The organism is Tritonibacter scottomollicae, from assembly GCF_003003215.1.
Taxonomy (GTDB): Bacteria; Pseudomonadota; Alphaproteobacteria; order Rhodobacterales; family Rhodobacteraceae; genus Epibacterium; species Epibacterium scottomollicae.
Map to the genome: position 1 here is coordinate 11,826 of NZ_PVUF01000021.1, position 18,696 is coordinate 30,521.

Annotated in this window: 16 protein-coding genes and 2 pseudogenes; 11 read left to right on the plus strand and 7 right to left on the minus strand. The window is 60.6% G+C overall.

The features are described from left to right. Positions 1-119: 119 nt before the first annotated feature. From CLV89_RS20165 to CLV89_RS20170, 3 genes are all read right to left on the minus strand, one after another. Positions 120-1,373: a glycosyltransferase family 4 protein gene (locus tag CLV89_RS20165; protein WP_106165418.1), complete on the minus strand. Its 1,254-nt coding sequence runs from the start codon at positions 1,371-1,373 to the stop codon at positions 120-122. A gap of 497 nt (positions 1,374-1,870) precedes the next feature. Then, on the minus strand, positions 1,871-2,032 hold the full coding sequence (locus tag CLV89_RS22675; RefSeq protein ID WP_165798167.1) for a hypothetical protein: 162 nt from the start codon (positions 2,030-2,032) through the stop codon (positions 1,871-1,873). A gap of 238 nt (positions 2,033-2,270) precedes the next feature. Continuing rightward, a complete protein-coding gene (locus tag CLV89_RS20170) occupies positions 2,271-3,275 on the minus strand; it encodes a replication initiator protein A (RefSeq protein ID WP_106165419.1) in 1,005 nt (334 codons plus the stop codon). A 493-nt stretch (positions 3,276-3,768) separates the two neighbouring features. On the opposite strand from CLV89_RS20170, the gene CLV89_RS20175 reads away from it, so the two are divergent. The 8 genes from CLV89_RS20175 (at position 3,769) to CLV89_RS22680 (ending at position 12,965) form a co-directional block, all read left to right on the plus strand. Next, positions 3,769-5,178, plus strand: a complete 1,410-nt coding sequence (locus CLV89_RS20175) for an AAA family ATPase (protein WP_106165420.1) — start codon at positions 3,769-3,771, stop codon at positions 5,176-5,178. A gap of 74 nt (positions 5,179-5,252) precedes the next feature. Beyond that, on the plus strand, positions 5,253-6,365 hold the full coding sequence (locus CLV89_RS20180) for a ParB/RepB/Spo0J family partition protein (protein ID WP_106165421.1): 1,113 nt from the start codon (positions 5,253-5,255) through the stop codon (positions 6,363-6,365). A 512-nt stretch (positions 6,366-6,877) separates the two neighbouring features. Next, on the plus strand, positions 6,878-8,770 hold the full coding sequence (locus CLV89_RS20185; protein ID WP_106165422.1) for a polysaccharide biosynthesis protein: 1,893 nt from the start codon (positions 6,878-6,880) through the stop codon (positions 8,768-8,770). A 193-nt stretch (positions 8,771-8,963) separates the two neighbouring features. Further along, positions 8,964-11,102 (plus strand): YjbH domain-containing protein, encoded by a 2,139-nt coding sequence (locus CLV89_RS20190; protein ID WP_106165437.1) that lies wholly within the window; start codon positions 8,964-8,966, stop codon positions 11,100-11,102. Then, on the plus strand, positions 11,099-11,794 hold the full coding sequence (locus CLV89_RS20195) for a YjbF family lipoprotein (protein ID WP_106165423.1): 696 nt from the start codon (positions 11,099-11,101) through the stop codon (positions 11,792-11,794). The genes CLV89_RS20190 and CLV89_RS20195 overlap by 4 nt, the downstream gene beginning before the upstream one ends. A gap of 152 nt (positions 11,795-11,946) precedes the next feature. Further along, positions 11,947-12,228, plus strand: a complete 282-nt coding sequence (locus CLV89_RS22465; RefSeq protein WP_133166763.1) for a hypothetical protein — start codon at positions 11,947-11,949, stop codon at positions 12,226-12,228. Positions 12,229-12,442: 214 nt separating this feature from the next. Then, positions 12,443-12,691 (plus strand): DUF2793 domain-containing protein, encoded by a 249-nt coding sequence (locus tag CLV89_RS22355; protein ID WP_243395097.1) that lies wholly within the window; start codon positions 12,443-12,445, stop codon positions 12,689-12,691. 67 nt (positions 12,692-12,758) lie between these two features. After that, the gene (locus tag CLV89_RS22680) at positions 12,759-12,965 is read left to right on the plus strand and encodes a hypothetical protein (RefSeq protein ID WP_106165424.1); all 207 of its coding nucleotides are present in this window, start codon (positions 12,759-12,761) and stop codon (positions 12,963-12,965) included. Here the strand turns inward: CLV89_RS22680 and CLV89_RS20210 are convergent. After that, the gene (locus CLV89_RS20210; RefSeq protein ID WP_106165425.1) at positions 12,962-14,074 is read right to left on the minus strand and encodes a polysaccharide biosynthesis/export family protein; all 1,113 of its coding nucleotides are present in this window, start codon (positions 14,072-14,074) and stop codon (positions 12,962-12,964) included. The genes CLV89_RS22680 and CLV89_RS20210 overlap by 4 nt on opposite strands. 256 nt (positions 14,075-14,330) lie before the next feature. Further along, positions 14,331-15,155: an ABC transporter permease gene (locus CLV89_RS20215; RefSeq protein WP_106165426.1), complete on the minus strand. Its 825-nt coding sequence runs from the start codon at positions 15,153-15,155 to the stop codon at positions 14,331-14,333. Between the two features lie 37 nt (positions 15,156-15,192). On the opposite strand from CLV89_RS20215, the gene CLV89_RS23165 reads away from it, so the two are divergent. The 3 genes from CLV89_RS23165 (at position 15,193) to CLV89_RS20225 (ending at position 17,379) form a co-directional block, all read left to right on the plus strand. Then, complete coding sequence (locus tag CLV89_RS23165; RefSeq protein WP_279327915.1) at positions 15,193-15,321, plus strand: hypothetical protein; 129 nt, start codon at positions 15,193-15,195, stop codon at positions 15,319-15,321. Between the two features lie 233 nt (positions 15,322-15,554). Further along, on the plus strand, positions 15,555-16,715 hold the full coding sequence (locus tag CLV89_RS20220) for a KpsE/RkpR family capsule polysaccharide export protein (RefSeq protein WP_243395098.1): 1,161 nt from the start codon (positions 15,555-15,557) through the stop codon (positions 16,713-16,715). 10 nt (positions 16,716-16,725) lie between these two features. Next, a complete protein-coding gene (locus tag CLV89_RS20225) occupies positions 16,726-17,379 on the plus strand; it encodes an ABC transporter ATP-binding protein (RefSeq protein WP_106165427.1) in 654 nt (217 codons plus the stop codon). A 394-nt stretch (positions 17,380-17,773) separates the two neighbouring features. Here the strand turns inward: CLV89_RS20225 and CLV89_RS20230 are convergent. Further along, positions 17,774-18,518: pseudogene (locus CLV89_RS20230) on the minus strand (IS110 family transposase). Continuing rightward, positions 18,508-18,678 (minus strand): annotated as a pseudogene (locus tag CLV89_RS23005) (helix-turn-helix domain-containing protein); the annotation flags it as partial. The pseudogenes CLV89_RS23005 and CLV89_RS20230, both read right to left, overlap by 11 nt. Positions 18,679-18,696 lie beyond the last annotated feature (18 nt).

The window sequence follows — 18,696 nt, forward strand, 5'->3', positions numbered from 1 at the left end:
GTGACCGCCTCCACGGTACCTTTCATTCCGATGTAGATATACAAACTTATTCTTACGCATGCACGACCATCAACCCATCGCCCGAATTCGGGCACCTGTATCTGGTAGGCCCCGCCCGTTCAGCCCGCGTCGATCCTGATCGGCGACGTGGTGCTGACCAGCCGGTTGATTCGCGCCAGATGCTCCGGCAGGCAGCAGGTCAGAAAATCATAGTCCCGCATCACCCGCGCCCGGGCCCGCGCGCCCAGCTCCGCATGCTCCGCCGGGCGGGCCAGCACCTCCACCACCTGCGCGGCCAGCGCCTCCGGATCGAAGAAATCCACCAGCAGGCCGGTGTCCCCATGGGTGATCGCCTCGCGCACCGGTGCCACATCGGCGGCCACGATGGTGGCCTCCATCGCCATCGCCTCCAGAAGCGACCAGCTGAGAACAAAGGGCATGGTCAGATAGACGTGGCAGCGCGACAGCTGGATGATGCGGCACAGGTCCGCATAGGGCACCCGGCCCAGGAAATGCACCCGGCTCCAGTCGACGCAGTCGCCGACCTCGGCCTCCATCTCGCCGCGCAGGCCGCCGGGGTGTTCGCTCTCGCGCCCGTAGGAGACCTCGTTGCCGCCGATCATCAGAATGCGCGCATTGGGGCGTGCGGCCTGAATCGCCGGCAGCGCCCGCATCATGATGTGAAACCCGCGCGCCCGTTCCATGTTGCGGGCCACATAGGTCACCACCTCATCGCCGCGCGACAGCGGATGGCCCAGCCGCCCCAGCGCGATCTGCGCATTCGGGTTGGCCTGCAACCGGTCCGCCCGGATGCCATCGTGGCAGACATACATCATGTCATGGAACGAGGCCGGAAAGCGGTCGCGCTGCCAGTAGGTCGGCACATGGCCCAGATCTACCACCTCGCGGTTGAGGCAGGGCACCACGTTGCGGGCGCGGTTGAAATAGGGCGCATGGGCACCGGCGGGCTGTTCGGAGTCGAAGCCGACCATGCCGCCTTGCATATTGTAGTAATATTCAAAGAAGCCAAGGATCGGCACATCCGGCCAGAGATCCTTGAAGAAGGACAATTCCCCCCAGCCGGTATGGCCGAGGATGATGTCGGGGCGAAAGCCGGTCTCGGCCTCGTATTTCTGCATCGCCTGCACGGCGCCAAAGCCCGCCCCCGCTGCCGCTTCCCAGTCCCGGGCTAGGCCAAAGGCCTCCTTCGCCGGCGTGTGGAAGGGGGCATAGACCACCGTGCGCACGCCCGCGATCTTCACATCGCTCCGCTGGCTCAGGAAAACCAGTTCATACCCGCCCTGCGCGACAAGCCATTTCACCAGCTCGCGATACTGACCCGGCATGTTCTGATGCACGAACAGCAGTTTCATTGCCGTTGCTCCCCTGCTCTCTCTCGACGCGATTGGCCGCTGCGCGGCGCTTGCACCTTACATGCACAACAAACAGCCGGAAACCACATGCCACACTGGGACATGCCGCGATCAGTCCATTCCGTTTGCCTTGCGCCGCAAGGCTTCGCTGACCTGGGCCTCCTCGGCCACGCGATGACACTGGAGCATTTTCTCCGTGCGGCTTGACCACCAAGCGGGCAGACTGAAAATTCTGGACCAACATCGCCAATCAGTGCGGTCATGAGAGGGATGAAGGCGGATTTGCAAGCGTATCGCCGATCCAGCGGTCACCATGACCTTCCATCATGTCAGAGTAGAATTCTGGAAAGCTTGTATCTTGCACCATGCCCCCTCCATGTCTCATATTGCCCCTCGAAGTAATTCTCAGAGTTCTGCTAGATCTGAATGTTTCCCCACAGATTTTTCTGCTCCCACCAAGACAGCACCACAAAGAACATCATCAGGAAGAAATAGAATCAGGCTCCAAGCCGCAACCAGCCATTGTGAAACCGCGGTACCTCCAGCGTGTCCTCGTCGACCATGCGCAGCGAATACTGCAATGCATCTAGGTTCAAATCTGCGCCAATAGAGTGCGCATTCAGATGGCCCCATGTTCGCAGCTCTTGCCAGAATGACATGTCAGAGGGTCCTCACTTTGATGCTAAGGCTGTTGGAGTATTCGCCACCCTTGAGCTATGGGTAGCTGGCCTTGGCTCGCAGGTCTGACATCCTGTCTCCCGCCCGTCCGGTTTTTTCCGCAAGTTGCAAATGCACGAGGCCCGGGCTGGGGACCTCTAGAAATATTGCTCACGCCGACATGCGCACATGCTAAGTGAGAAATTAAATCGGAAAATTCTTAGTGTTGCACCTATGGTATCAAGCATCTGCCCGCTTGCGTACCCAGCCCAGAAACGCCGCATCGGGTTTGCGCAGGCGCGGGCCGCCAGATTTGGCCCAGACCGCGCGCCAGTCGGCCTCCAGCCCATGCACATCGACACCGGGGATCAGGCGGCGGGCCTCGTCGCGGGCGGCCTCCGACACCACCGGCGGCGGGCCCTCGACCACGGCCGCCTTCTGGGCAAAGCGGATGATGTCACCTTCCAGCTCCGTCATCTTGTAATCCGGCAACGGCTGGGCCTCGATCATGTCGCGGATCATCTTGCGGAACACCCGGCGCGGACTGGCGGAGCCGGATTTCTTCAGCAGGGTTTCCACCGAAATCTGCCAGCTGTCCTGACGGCCACAGTGCTTGCGCGCCAACTCGTAGATTCGCCGCTCCAGGGGTTTGCGCAGGCGGAAATACTCCCGGCTCAGCGTCAGCACCGATTTCGACAGCACCGCCCGGTAGAGCCAGTCCGAGAGCGTCACCGCCACCGAGACCATGCGACCACCACGCGCCTTGCGCACGATCTCCCAGCTGTCGATCAGGCCAAAGCCCGAGGTGACCTCCTGCCCGCCGGTGGTGATATTGGTGGTGATGCGGGTGCCCGCCAGCCGCTCAAACGCCTCGCGCAGGCGGCGATAAGCATCGCCCGAGGTCTCCCGGTTGCAGGCCACCAGGAGATCATGCGCGGTCAGATGCAGAGTGCGGCTCACCTGACGCCCCGCGTTCAGCGCCGCCATCAGCTGGCTGACACAGAAGATCAGGATGTCCTTGTCATGGATCGTCGCCAACCCCTTGACCGAAGGGGTCACGGTAATCTCGGCGCCATTGTGTTCATAATTCAGGATGCGCCGGTCGGGCCGTGTGCCCAGGCTGAACAGCGGATGCTCCATCGAGGCGAGGTCGTTCTTGGGCATCGCATCAAAGATATCACAGAGGAAATAAGCCCCCTGCCCCTCCGGCGGATAGCCTCCGGTCTCGCTCACCGCGCTGGTCATGATATCGGTCTCACTGCTCTGCCTGTTCCACGGTTGCCGATCCGCTGTATCACCGGATTCGGGTTCGTGGTTTTGATTACACCCACCCTATGGTTATCCACAGCCCCGCACAACGGGGGTTCAGAGTCAGCACGTCGGGGGTTCGGAGTCACTTTATCGGGGTTTCAGAGTCACGTGATCCGTCAAAATCATGCAATGAGCCAATGAAAAAAGGGCTTTGCAGAACGCCATGTCCTGCCTTAACTAGAAATAACACATTAATAACAAGCTAGGTTTTTTTCAGGCCTGCCAAATGTGCCCAAAATCCGCCGCCCCGGCCCGTCGCAAGACACGGATTTGCTTAGAAAAATACAGCCATGTCATCATAATGCTTCCACCTGCCACCTTTTCTGCTATCTTGAGGAAAAGGCGATACATGAGGCGGCTGTGCCCAAGCTCGGAAGGAGAACCGGGCAGGACAAGCCGCTTCCTTCCAGCATGAGGCAAAGGCAGGATGGCCAAAGATATCCACAGCAAGGCAGGCAGCGCCCTGCCCCCCTATTTCAACATTGATCCCGACGCTGCGATGGCAGATCTGGACCAGCCGACCGACACCGCGCGCTTTGCCGAGATCGCCGAAGGCTGCACCCGCGGTCGCGCCGATCTGGCCAGCCGGGGTCTCAATGAGGAAGGCGCCAAATCCCTGCGCCTGTTCTCCACCTGGGAGATCACCCGCTACCTGATCCCGGTGGCGCAGGCCCATTTCCGCCGGGTGCTGAAAGCCAACCCGGAACTGCCGCAGGGCCGGTCCGAAACCGAAGGCGGCGCCAAGTGGTTCACCCTCGACGAGGTGTTGCGGCTGCGTGCGTTTTTTGCCGCGCAAGGGTCCAAGGCCAAGAACTACCTGCCCTACCGCCCCGAAGGCTTGCCGGCAAAACTCGTCGCCGTGGCCAACTTCAAGGGCGGCGTCGGCAAGACCTCAACCGCGGCGCATCTGGCGATGTCGGCGGCGCTGGACGGCTACAAGGTGCTGGTGGTGGATCTGGATTCTCAAGGCTCCATGACCTCGATCTTTGGCGGCAAGGTCGAGGACGAATGGAAGACAGCCTTTCCGCTGCTGGCCCGCCACTACGGCGAACATCTGCGGCTGGAAAACCAGCGCCGTCTTGATCGCGGCGATGCCCCCCAGCCGCTGGACGAAAGCCTGACCGCTGCGATGGAGATGACGGCGGCGGATGTGATCCAGCCGACCCACTGGCCCAACATCGATCTCATTGGCGCCCAGCTGAACCTCTATTGGGCGGAGTTCCAGATCCCGGTCTGGCGCATGGCGGCACGCTCGTGGAAATTGTGGGATGCGCTCACCGACCGGCTGGAGGCAGACGGGGTGCTGGATCAATACGATGTGGTCTTTATCGACACGCCGCCGGCGCTTGGCTACCTGACCATCAACGGGCTTTCGGCCGCTGATATCCTGCTGGTGCCGATGGGGGCGTCGTTTCTGGAGTTCGATTCTACAGGCCGGTTCTTTGACATGCTGCATTCCACCTTCGCCTCGATCGAGGAGGGGGAGAACCTCGCCGCCCGTGCCCTTGGCCGACCCGAGATCGGCTTTGAATGGGATGCGGTGCGCGCGGTGATCACCCGCTATGACGGCGCCCAGCAGGGCGAGCTGGCGGGGCTGGTGCAGGCCTATATGGGCCCGACCCTGTCGCCGCACCGGCAGGATTACACCGCGCTGATCGGTCAGGCCGGCGAGCAGGTCAATGGCATCTACGAGGCGGATTACCGCGACTTCAACCGCGAGACCTATGCCCGCGGGCGTGAGACGTTTGATGAGACTTATGCTGCCTTCAAACGGCTGCTCAACGGCGTCTGGCGGCGTGAGGAACTGGCGTTGCAGGCGGAGCGCGCGGCCTTCTGAGGCCGGGTTAGGATGCGGCTGCGATACTGGAGGCGCCTCGCCCCGGTCATGGCCCATGAGGAAGGACGACGAGAATGGCAAAACGCAAACGGCTGACCCCGGCCCAGCCCACCTATCTGAGCGCCAGTGAGACGGGCCCTGCCCTTTCGCCCGGTCCGCTGTCGGTGGGCGCGGCGCCGATCGCCCAAGTGGCCTCGGACACCTCTGCCGCCGCGGCGCTGGAGGAGTTGTCCGGTGTGCTGGAAAACGCCCGTGCCAAGGGGTTGATGATCGAGGAGCTGCCGCTGGCAGCGGTGGACGAGACCTATCTGGTGCGCGACCGCATCGTGCAGGACGAGGAGGACATGCGGGCGCTGATGGACTCGATCCGCGCCCGCGGCCAGCAGACGCCGATCGAAGTGGTCAAACGGGACGGCGCGGCTGGGGGCAAGACCCATGGGCTGATCTCCGGCTGGCGTCGTCTGACCGCGTTGCGCAGACTCTATGAAGAGACTTCAGACTCTAAATTCGCCAGCGTGAAGGCGCTGGTGGTGCGCCCCGACAGCGCCGCCGATGCCTATCTGGCGATGGTCGAGGAAAACGAGATCCGGGTCAATCTCAGCCATTATGAACGCGCGCGCATCGCCATGCGGGCGCTGGCCGAGGGCATCTATCCAGACCAGCGCAAGGCGTTGCTGGGCTTGTTCCAGAACGTGCCCCGCGCCAAGCGGTCAAAAATCGCCAGCTTTGTTACCCTGGTCGAAGCGCTGGACGAGGTGTTGCGCTACCCCACCGCCATTCCTGAAAAGCTGGGCTTGGGGCTGGCCCGCAGGATCGAAGAAAACCCACAGCTCGGCGAGGAGCTGGCCGAAAACCTGCGGACCTCTCACTGCAAAGACGGGGCCGAGGAAATCTACGTGTTGCAAATGCATCTGGAGGCCTGGAATGGGAGTCTACCGCCCGTATTAGAGCCTGACCTGCCCCCCTCTTCTCCTCCGCCTGCTGCTCCGTCTGCTGCGTTGACCGTTCCCACCCCTCCTGCTCCGCCGCGCAGCACTCCTGTTGTCTCAGGGCAGCGGGTCAACTTGCAAGCCGCGCCTGGTGTGCGGCTTGCCTTTGCGGAAGAGGCTCAGAAGATCGAGTTGAGCGGTGACGGGGTGACGCCGGATCTGATGGCGGATTTGAAGGCCTGGCTCGCGACCCGCTGAGCCCGCATTTCTCAGAGGTTTCGACTTGTCAGGCGCGTCCCTTCGGGGGCGCGTTTCTTCGTTTTGAGACTCTGACAGGTGATGTGAGCTGCTCCTGAAAGAGCCTGTGAGTGGGATGCAATATAGGTCAGCATGTGTGACCTATTGTTTCGCGCGCGAAACATTGGGTAAGTAGTACTGACCTATTGTTTCGCGCGCGAAACAATGCGGCAGGAAGGTTGACCTATCGTGCGGTGGATCGAGAGATGATCAAACTCGCGGGTGGTTGGCATTTTCTTGATGCATCCTTGGGCTTCAGTGGCGTGACTCTGCCGATGCGTGTGCAGATTAACGACAACGCGCAGGGAAATATCGTAGTTTTATGTTCAGTCGCGGGAAGCCTATGGTGTGTGATACTTCAGATGCTAAGTATGGGCATCGGGCACTTGGGATTTTGTTCAGACCTTTCGAGCAGCCCAGGTTACATAGAACGACGGGACACCGGGGAGAGCGCCGACAGTGAGGTGGCAAGCATGTTGAAAATTGTGGAGCGGCTGTCGCGTCAGAGCAAGGCGACGATTTTCCTAGCGCTGGATTTGCTGTTGCTTCCGCTGGCACTGCTGTTTGCCTTTCTGCTGCAGGACATGCCGATTTCTGCGCTAACGCTGCTGGGGCAAATGCTGCCGGTGTTGCCCTATATCCTGCTGTTGGCCGCGGGGGTGTCCTATTGGCTGGGGCTGCCGAAGGTTCAACTGATTGCCTATGAACGCCACGCGGTCAGCCAGACGGCCGTCCTTGCCATCGTGGTGGCTTCGGCGGAGGCCGCGCTCTGCGCTGTCTTTGGGCCCGAGCTCCCGCCAGGCGTGCATGTGGTCTTTGGCCTTATCTATCTGCTGCTGATGGTGGGCACCCGCGCTCTGATGCTGCAGGTGGTTCTGGCCCTCTATCGCCGGGCACGGCCTCGGGCACGGGTGCTGATCTATGGCGCGGGCAATACCGGAACCCAGCTGGCGCAGGCGCTGCGCTCTCATGAGGGAATCGATCCGGTGGCCTTCGTGGATGACAACAAATCCCTGCAGGGGCTGACCCTGATGGGATTGCCGGTTTATGCGCCCTCCCGCATTTCCGAGATGGTGAAGGCCCGCAATGTCAAACGGGTGCTGCTGGCGATGCCATCGCACAGTCAGCCAAAACAGGCGCAGATCATTCAGCGGTTGCAGGCGTTGGGGCTGGAAGTGCAGGCCCTGCCTTCCTTTGCTCAGCTTATCGGCGAAGAGGCGCTGGTCGACAAGCTGACGCCGGTGCCCCCGCAAAGCTTTCTCAGCCGCGATGCTTGCGATGTGTCGTTGCAGGGCTGTGCGGAGTCCTATGCGGGCTGGGTGGTGCTGGTCTCTGGGGCCGGTGGCTCGATCGGCTCTGAACTCAGCCGGCAAATCCTCGCCTGCCATCCGACCAAGCTGGTGCTGTACGAGCTTTCGGAACTGGCGCTTTACACCATCCATCAGGAACTGTCGCAGCGGGTGAGCGGCACCGATATCGAGCTGGTGCCGGTGCTGGGGTCGGTCACCGATCCCCGTCAGGTGCGCCGGGTGCTGGAGCGTCACGGGGTGCAGGTGGTGCTGCATGCGGCGGCCTATAAACATGTCCCCCTGGTGGAGGCAAACCCGCTGCCGGGGCTGGCCAACAATGTCTTTGGCACCCAGACGCTGGCACGGGCGGCGGCGGAATTCGGGGTGGAGCGTTTTATCCTGATCTCCTCTGACAAGGCGGTGCGCCCGACCAATGTGATGGGGGCCTCCAAACGCATGGCGGAGCTGATCATCCAGGACATGGCCACCCGCACCCTTGCGCATAGTCCGGGGGCAAAGACGGTGTTCACCATGGTGAGGTTCGGCAATGTCCTGGGCTCTTCGGGCTCGGTCATTCCGCTGTTTCAGGAACAGATCAGCCGTGGCGGCCCGATCACCGTGACCGATCCGCGGGTCAAACGCTATTTCATGACCATCCGCGAAGCGGTGCAACTGGTGTTGCAGGCCGGAGCCGAGGCTGGCGGGGGCGAGGTCTTTGTCCTCGACATGGGCGAGCCGGTGTCGATCCTGCAGCTGGCCCGGCAGGTGATCGAGAGCGCGGGATACAGCGTGCGTGATGCGGATCATCCGGAGGGCGATATTGCCATCGACATCATCGGCCTGCGTCCGGGGGAGAAGCTGGAAGAGGAACTGACGCTGTCCACCGAACTGATCCACACAGCTCACCCCAAGATCTTCTGTGCCCGCGAGGCGACGCTGTCGGAAATCGAGGTGGCGGCATTCTTGCGCGCGCTGCGGCAGGCGGTGGCTGTCGGGGATGAAGAGGGCGCACGTCAGGTCATCCTGCGGTGGGTCGAAGGCTATGTGCAATCCGACCTGCATCGGAAAACGTCCTGAGTGCCACAGACCACAACAAACCGGCTTTGACCGTTGATCGGCGTCAAAGGGTAGGGCAGTAAGCGAGACAACAGACATGTGCCCGCCCCGGGTGACAGTAGAGGCCGGGGGGACCAGACAGATGAATGAGCAAGGATTGCCCCGCGTGACTTCCCCGACCCTGCCCCTGCCACGCCTGACCGGGCGTTTTTTGATGCGGCTGCCTTCCGTTGTTCTGGCCGGGTTGCTGCCGCAGGCCCTGCAAGCTGAGGAAAACATGCCGCAGGGATTTGCCTGGCCCGAGACGCCGAGCCTCAACTTCTATGGGGCGCCGGGGCTGATCGATATGCCCAGTGCCGAGATGCTGCCGGATGCGCAACTTGCACCTTCGGTTGGTTACTTTGCGGGGCAGGGGCGGATGAACCTGCAGGCACAGGTATTGCCCTGGGTTACCGTGGGGTTCCGCTATACGGGTATCCGAAACAACAATCCCGACGAGTTGCTGTTTGGTTTCGCGACCTATTATGACCGCAACTTTGATGTGCGGGTCCGTCTCTGGGACGAGGGGCACTATCGTCCCGCCGTTGCCGTAGGGCTGCAGGATCTTGCGGGCACCGGCCTGTTTAGCAGCGAATATATCGTTGCTACCAAGCGGTTCGACCCCGCTGCTTTACCGGGGAGGTTGAAGGTCACCGCGGGGCTTGGCTGGGGGCGCTTCGGCTCCAGCGGTGTGATCGCAACCCTCGGCGACAGGGGCCGTTTTACGTCTGGTGATACCGGCGGTGAATTTTCCACCGATCAATGGTTCCGCGGTGATGTAGCCCCCTTTGCCGGGGTGGAATGGACTTATGGAAAATGGGGCGTGAAGGCGGAATATTCCTCGGATGCCTATACGATGGAAACCGAACGTGCGCGGGCCTTCGAGCGCAAGTCGGATTTCAACTTTGGGGTCGAATATCAGGCCAGCCGCCAGCTGCGTCTGGGGGCCTATTATCTCTACGGGTCCGAATTTGGCATTTCGGCACAGATCCAGATGAACCCGCGCCATCCCGCGACCAAGATGCAGGTGCCGGCGCCGTCTCCGGTTGCGCCCCGCAGCAGCTGGGCGCCGGATGAGGCGATGTGGGCACAGAGCTGGGCGGGCAGCCGCACGGCCAAGCTGAAGACCCGGGACCTGCTGGCCGAATCTCTGAAGCAGGATGGTCTCATCCTGGAGAGCGTGACCCTGGAGGGCACCAAGGCCGAAGTGCGTATCCGCAACACCAGATATCGTTCTGCGGCATTGGCGGTGGGGCGCACGGCACGGGCGATGGCGCGCAGCCTGCCCCCCTCGGTCGAGACTTTCCGCATCGTGCCAACGGCAGGGGGGCTTGGGCTGTCGGCAGTGGTGCTGCGCCGCTCCGATCTGGAAGCGCTGGAGTTCTCGCCCGAGGCCCCCGATGCGATCTGGGCGGTTGCCACGGTGCAGGATGCCGGACAGGCGGCGCCCGATGCGTTGCAATCCGAAGAGCTTTACCCGGCTTTCTCCTACGCGTTCAGCCCCTATACGTCGCCATCCTATTTCGACCCCTCTGTCCCCTTCCGACTGGATGTCGGCGTGGATCTGACGGCAAGCTACAGTCCGGCTCCGGGCTGGAAGCTGGCAGGGGCGATACGACAACGGATCTGGGGCAATGTGGCCGATGGCCGTCCCGGCACATCGCGTCTGCCGCAGGTTCGGACCAATGTACGGGAATATGCCCAGGCCGACACCACGCTGGACCGTCTCTATCTGGAGCGGCGCTGGAGGCCGGGGCGCAACCTCTATGCCCGCGCCACGGTGGGCTATCTCGAGAGCATGTATGGTGGCCTCTCGGGCGAGCTGTTGTGGAAGCCAGTCGACAGCCGTCTGGGGCTCGGGGCTGAATTGAACTATGTGCGACAGCGCGATTTTGACCAGCGGTTGGGCTTTCGCGATTACGACGTGCTGACCGGACATGCCTCTGCCTATCTTGAACTGCCGAAGAACTACCTGCTGCAGGTGGATGCGGGCCGCTACCTGGCCGGAGATGTCGGTGGGACGGTGTCCTTGACGCGGACCTTTAACAACGGCTGGCGTTTGGGCGGGTTCTTCACGCTAACGGATGTCTCGGCCGATGATTTTGGCGAGGGCTCCTTTGACAAGGGCATCCGGCTGAGCATTCCGTTGAACTGGTTGCTGGGCAAGCCGTCGCGCAATGCCTACGGGTTGACGATCCGGCCGGTGCAGCGTGACGGTGGCCAACGTGTGAGCGTCCCGGGGCGGCTTTACGAACAGGTGCGGGTGACCCATCGCAAGAGCCTGGAAGACCAGCGCGCGAGGTTCTGGGAATGAGACATCTGTTTCGCAGTCTTGGTGGCGTTGCGGCGCTGAGCCTTCTGGTGGCCTGCGCCCAGGGCCCCGAAGACCAATCGCTGGAGATCGAAGTCGGGCAGGTGATCCGCGATCAGATCAAGCAGCGGTTCGGGGGCGGCAGCAAGCCACAGCCGCCAACCCTGACGCGGGCGCTGCTGGACAGCATCGAGGATCCGCATATCGAAGTGGTGATCGAGACGGAAGAGCTGCGCGATTACGTGACCCTGCAGCTGGCCCGCAGCGACGATCTGCCGGGCCGAATTGAGCTATGGCGTACGGTGGACAACATCAGCTTTGGGTTCCGCGATGGCATGTTGATCTCGACCCGGGGGTTGCGGGGCGGGATGCTGTCCGCGGCGGTGCCTGCAGACGGGCAGGGGGCCATGGGACCGGCCTCCGGCGGGGCGCGACTCTATGAGTTCCGCGGTGATGACAGCGGTTCCTATCGCGTTCGGCTGGCCTGTGATTTGCATGATCAGGGGACCGTTGCTCTGGACATCGTGGGGCGGAGCTACCCGACCCGATATCTGCAGGAACGGTGCAGCGATGATTCGGGGAGCGAGGTGGTCAACGACTACTGGATTGATGCGCGAGGGGGACGGGTGCGGCAGTCCCGGCAATGGGCGGGGCCAAGTATTGGCTATATTCGCACACGTCAGGTGGTGGATTGATCTGAATTGGCAAAAGCGCGCGCGTTTTTTCGGCAACGGCGAAATAAAAACTGAAATGTAAGGATCTAGCTGATATGGGGGACGTTGAAATACACGGAGCCCTCTCATAGAGTGCTTCCAAGGATCCTAAGTCTCCACAGGAGTTTTACATTATGAAGAAGTTTCTCGCAGTTTCTGCAATCGCAGTAATGGCCGCAAGCGGCGCAATGGCACAGCAGCAGGGTGCAGCAGCCGCAGGTGGCGGCGGTGCCGGCGGTGCCGGTGCTGGTGCAGCAGCTGGCGCAGGTGCTGGCGCAGGTGCCGGTGCAGGCCTCGGTCTGGGCGTCGGCGGTCTGGGTGCCGCGGGTGTCGCAGCAGCCGCTGTTGCCGCAGCAGTTGTGGTTGGCGTGGTCGTGAACGACGACGAAGATACTACCACCACCACCACCAACTAATTCCAGCCGGGGAGGCTGGCGGCGTGACGATGCGGCCACATCCGGTGTGAGGACAGTTTTAGACGGGCCCCTGCTTTGCAGGGGCCCGTTTTGCGTCCGGCAGAGCTCAAACGAAAGCTCCGGTTAACGAGGCGCGCGCCCTCTTGGCGCTGTTTTCAGCCGCATCGGGTAGGATGGCGGCAGATTGCCAGTAGCCGAAGGGCCCCCAGCCGTTATGCCTCCGAGGTCTCCTCAGCGTTCCGACCGTCTTGATCTGCCCTATCTGATGCCAGCGCAGGCGCAGAAACATGTGACCCATAATGACGCGTTGCACCGCCTCGATCTCGTGGTGCAACTGGTGCTCGAAGAGCTGGAGCGCGATACGCCCCCCCTGCCGATCCCGGCGCGGGCGAAATCTATGCCAACGGCGCTAGCACCAACACGGCATGGGCCGGGCAGGGGGGCGGTTGGCCGCCTGGAGTGATGGGGCCTAGCTGTTCTTTGACACCGCAGCAGGCTGGCGGGCCTGGGTCCGTGACAGCGCGCAACTGGTGGTGTGTCAGGGAGGCAGCTGGAGCTTTCCACAGCCGTTTGATGCACTGCCGGTGGTGAGCCTGACCTCGACCGAGAGTGCACCGCGCATGGTCGCCGCCACCGCGCTCAGCGCCAGCAGCGTCATGCCGCTCAGCTATGATGGCGCAGGCGTTGCGCAGACGGGCGATGGTCTCGCCTGTCTGGCGGTGGGGCGTTGGGGTTAGAGACCCGCGCGGCTGAAGACACCGAAGATATTGCCGATCAGGTTGGAGATCGTCAGAGCGTCATTGATCGGGCTTTCGGTGGCCATGACCAGGTCGCCGGGGTTGATCTGGAAGTTCCGCGCTGAGAACAGCCCGTCCGCCGTGGTCAGATCAAGGGTGAAGACCACCCGGGTCTGCCGTGGTCCCCGCACCCCCGGTGCCACGGCAGAGGCCGGGTATTCCCGCAGGATCAGCAGGCCTTTGGGGTCGGCCTTGCTGTCCTGAAACCCGCCGGAGATCGACAGCGCATCCATCGCCGAGACGTCATCCTTGGTGAACGTATGCAGGTCCTCGGTGCCGGTGGCCCCAAACGACAGGAAATAGCGTTCGTCTTCTTCGACAAAGACACGGTCGCCGCCGCGCAGCAGCGTGTCCTTTTGCGGATGGTTCAGCAGGCTGTCCACCGACGTGCCGAACAGGCGCCCGCCCCGCATCAAGCGGATCTGTGGATTGTTCAGACTGGAGGAAATGCCACCACCGGCGGCAATCAGCCCCATCACCGAATAATTGCGATCCGGCATCGGGTAGGTGCCGGGACGCGCCACACCGGACACCAGATCGACTGAGTTGTTGCGGCCTTCTTTCATGTCGAGTTGCAGTTGGGCGGAGGGCACTATCCCCTCCAGAGCGGCCTGCAGCTCTTCGCGTGCCAGTTCCGGAGTCATGCCGTTGACGTTCTTTTCGCCGACATAGGGCAGAAAGACATTGCCGTTGGCAGAGACCCGCACGTCTTGCAACTGTACCATTTTCTGACCGACGGAGCTCAGCAGTGAACTTTCATTGCTGTCCCAGATTCGCAAAGTCAGCTGGTCGCCGGGTTGGATGATCTGGGTTTTGGGGCCGCGACTGGCCCTGATCCAGCCGAGGGTCTCCTGTTTGCCAGTCGGGGGCCAATGGGCAACGGTGGGCAGAAAGGCGCGCTTCACCGTGTAGAGCGCGAAATCCGCATCTGCATCGGCCGCTGATTTCAGGATTTCCTCGCTGGCAGGGGCTCCGCCGGGCAGGCGAGAGCAGGCGGCAGGAAAAAGAGCGAGGCCAAGAGTGACAGCCAGAAGCGAGTGTTTCAGCATAAAGGCCCTTGTTTCAGTGGCAGTCGATGGTGGTGGTGCGTATTTGATCGCACCATACCGCCGATGCTCGAAGCGTCAATATTGCAGTCGCCTGCAGTTTTTGCGGGGAAGAAATGTGGCATTCTGGTCAGTTCTGTTTCAGATGTGTTCCGCATTGTGCGGTGGAGCATGTTTGTGTGTTTTAGACCCTTTGTGGCATGTGCTTGGAGGCGGACTCTGGGCGGCAAGTTGCTGACTTATATACAGTTTCCAAGCGTTAGCGGTTTAGTATCTCGCGGTTGAAGCGGGCGAGCAGCAGAAAGCCGAAGGCCGTCAGTCCCAAGCCGATACTCAGCACGTAGATTTCGCTAACATAGGGAGCAGCATAGGACGCATAGAAGCCTTTGCGCATTAGCCCCACGATATGAATGAGCGGATTATACCACAAAATGTCCTGTGCAAAGCGGGGCATTTCATCATACAAGTAGAAGATTCCGGAGGCGATAAACAATGGACGGTTCACAACGTTCCAGACGATGCCCCAGATCGGAAAAAAGGCTGTGAGCACTGCATTGACGGATCCGACCCCCAATCCCAGTAAAATGGCGAGTGAAAGTGCAAAGAAGATTGGTACAGGATCCAGGATGGTCTGGGTTTCTACTATGATCAGGATGCCGCCAAGCAAGAGAAAGGTGTTAAACACGCCTGTAAGCCCATTGAGGAATAGTCTGGCAAGCATGGCGTCCACCCAAGTGACTGCTGGGTAGCGCAGCAGTGGTCTGGAAAAACTGATCGCTTGCCGACAGGTGCGAGAGAGAGACATATAGATTTCAAATGGCATGTAGCCAGTGGCATAGAACAAGATAAAACTGTTGCCGAGGGACGGGCCGCGTACCATAAGCGAAAACCCGATGCTGAGAAACAGGATGGCCGCCAGTGGTTCTAATACTGTCCAGAGATATCCACCGGGGGTGCGTCCGTAGCGCGTTGACATCTCGCGCAGGATCAGGGCGATTATTGTTCGGGCAGTCGCAAGTCGTCGGGGGCTGTTACGCACCGGAGTGAGTGCAGGTGGAACAGGCGGCAGCGGGGAGTCGGCCATCAAACCCTCAGGAAATTCATGTACTTTGAGGCATAGTATGACGGAACGGGCCAGTGGAGACAAACAGCTCTTTCCGGTGTCGGCATGGCGCCTGCCCATTGAACTTCGGCATATTTTTCGTGATAACTTGCGCAAGGTACCTTTTGAAAAAGCGATGCTGTTGTGAGCGATAATGTATCCCCCATCAAATCTGCGGGCGATGTACAAGTACAGGCTTCCGGTTCGGAGGGTGCGTCAAGGAAGAAGACTGCGCCCGAGGTCAAACAAAAGGTAGCGCCAGCGAAGAAAAAGCGCCCCGCCTCCTCTGCGCCTTCAACGGAGACCAAAAAGGAAATTGCTGCCCTTCGTAAGCGAGCGCAGGCGGCCGAAGAAAAGGTTCGGGCCCTCAAAAAGGGAATCTTGGAAAAGCCGGTGCCAGCGCTGGCGCAACCTGCTCAGATGAAAAAACGGCACTGGGGCGTGTTGGCGAGCTTCTTGGCGGTGGTTGTTGTACCGCTGGTTGCAATCTCGGTTTATCTTTTTGTCGTAGCGGAAGATCAGTACGTCTCCCGAGCGGGTTTCATTGTACGCAGCCAAGAGGGTGCCTCGGCGACCGATCTGCTGGGTGGACTGGCACAATTTGCCGGTGCGGGTGCGGGAACTGGGGTGGACAGTGATATACTATATGAGTTCATCCAGAGCCAGGAACTCGCTCAAGAGATCAACGTCGAACTAGGGATGATTGATCATTATTCTGCCCATTGGCCGAAGGACTGGGCTTTTTCGATCTGGCCAGATGCAACGGTGGAGGACCTGACCTGGTTCTGGCACCGCATTGTCAGCGTATCTTATGATAGCGGATCAGGGCTGATCGAAATCCAGGTGGTGGCCTATGATCGCGAAATGGCACAGGCGATCACCAAAGAGATAGTGGCACATTCGCAGGCGCGTATCAACATCCTCAACGAACAGGCGCGCGAGGACGCTATGCGCCATGCCCGCGCTGATCTGACCGAGGCGCTGGAGCGACTGAAGGAAGCCCGCGAGGCGATGGTTCAGTTTCGCACCCGTACTCGCATCGTCGACCCGGCGGCTGATATCCAGGGGCGCATGGGGGTGATGAACAACCTCCAGCAGCAACTGGCCGAGGCTCTGGTGCAATACGACCTTCTGCGGGGCACCGTCAGCGGTGATGACCCGCGTCTGGCCACCGCAGAGCGTCGCATCATCGTGATCCGCGAGCGGATCGACCAAGAACGCACCAGCTTTGCTTCTTCCGATACCGTCGAGGCTGGCGGTGCGGGTGAAACATATCCGGCGCTGATTTCCGAGTTCGAGCGGTTGACTGTTGATCGGGAGTTCGCCGAGGAGTCCTATCGCGTGGCTCTGACCTCTATGGAGTTGGCCCGCGACGAGGTGACCAGACAGAGCCGCTACCTCGCGACCTATATCAATCCGACTAGAGCAGAGGCTTCCGAATATCCACGCCGCTACCTGATTCCCACCTTGGCGGGACTGTTTCTGTTGATGGGATGGGCCATTCTGATTCTGGTATACTATTCGATCCGCGACCGGCGGTAAGGCAACAATTATGATCCGGCTGGAGAACCTGACCAAGACGTTTTGGATTAAAGGCGAGCGCAAGCTAGTGATTGATGATTTGACATTGACCCTGCCCAGCGGAAGCGCGGTGGCGTTATTGGGCCGAAACGGGGCCGGAAAATCCACCTTGCTGGAGATCATCTCTGGCACTCTGCCCGCTGATGGTGGACGGGTGCTGAGCAATGGCACCATTTCCTGGCCGGTGGGATTGGCAGCCTCCTTTCACAGTGACCTGACAGGAGCGGAAAACGTCCGGTTCATTGCCCGCATCTACGGAGTGGACACCGATGAGTTGGTATATTTTGTAGAACAGTTCGCCGAATTGGGCCGCTCTTTCCACATGCCAATGCGTACCTATTCTAGCGGTATGAAATCACGGCTAACCTTCGGCGCCTCAATGGGGATAAAGTTCGACACCTATCTGGTCGACGAGGTCACCGCCGTTGGCGATCAGGCGTTCAAGCGTAAGAGCCAGGCGGTGTTTGCCGAACGGGTGCGCGCTGCTTCTGCTATTCTGGTCAACCATTCCATGAATGAGGTGCGTAAGTTCTGCAATGCAGGCGTCGTGCTCGAAGGTGGAAAGGCAGAATACTACGAGGATCTGGAAGAGGCTATCGCGGTTCATGAAGAGGCTCTGCGATAAGCGTCGTTTGATCTCAATTTATGCGTTGACGCAGAACGTTTAGAACATGAAATGCGGGCTCGTCTTAGGGTCAGGACTTCGGTAACGGGGTCATCTCAGTCAAGCATTTTTACGCAGTCTGATTGATCCGCCAAGGCAGTTCGCTCGGATCGGTTTTGCCTGTCTCTGCTTTCTGGCTGCCTTCGGCTGAGGTCCTTCGGGTACATGCTTCGGTTCGTGGTCAGCGCGGCGGCTGCCAACATGATGCGGGTTCGATGTAATTCCGATGTGCCCATCTCATAGGCGTGCTCGACTTCTGTCGGCGACAGTCCTGACCACGGCATCATCGGAACCACGTCCCTGCGGGACCTCGACAGCCTGCGATCAAGCAGGCAACGGGTGAAGGGCCATCCGGTCAGGCAAGGTTCGGCGCGGCATCTGGCTGGAAGGTTGTGTTATCGATCCAAATCCGGTGAAGGATCACCGCAATGCGGCGTGCGAGGGCGACCATCGCAATTTTCCGACCGCGCCGCTGCGCAAGCTGGGCTCCCCACGTTCTCAACCATGTCGATCGGCCACGGTTCATCATGACGCTTGCCGCCTGGCACAATGCGCGCCTCAGATTGACGTCACCAGCTTTGGTGATGCCGCCTGACACGTCCCGTTCACCGGACTGGTTGCGTGAGGGTGGCGGGCTAACCCAGGGGCCAACCCGCTTTGAAGATCGAAAGCGTGTCGGATCATCGACAGCCGCGCGGAAAGTCAGTGCGACAACGGCACCGATCCCCGGCATTGTCATCAAACGGTGGCACACTGGATCATTCTGAGCGAGCTGACGCACCTGTTTCTCAAGGGCTGCCAGTTTCGATCGCAACGTTGCTCTGGCGCGCAGCATTGGTGCCGTTTCTGTTTCCAGCATGGGGTTACCTTCTGCCAGTTCCTGAATGCGCACCTTTCACCTGACGCGTTTCCATAAGCACCGTATCAAGGCCAGCCTCGGTTAGCCCTCGGTGCAGCCATTGCGACAGAGGCCCAGCCTCCAGGCCAATCGCCGCGATACTGCCGTCCAACTCGTTCAGCCATCGCGCCAGAACCTCGGGTTCGCTCTCAGCCTCCGCCTCCTTGATGATCTTGCCATACTCGAAGCTCCCTCGGCCCAGTCTTCAAGTCCTCCACCGTCGCCCGCTTGCGCCACTTCGCGACAGTCTTGGGATTGATGCCCAATTCCTTGCTCAACTGCGCGAGCGAAGCTTGCGATCGCTGTATTGCAGCTCTGACGGCGTGCGTTGTCGTGGCGCTCCCGTGACGAACTTGTCCCATAATGCTTCCTTCCAAGCC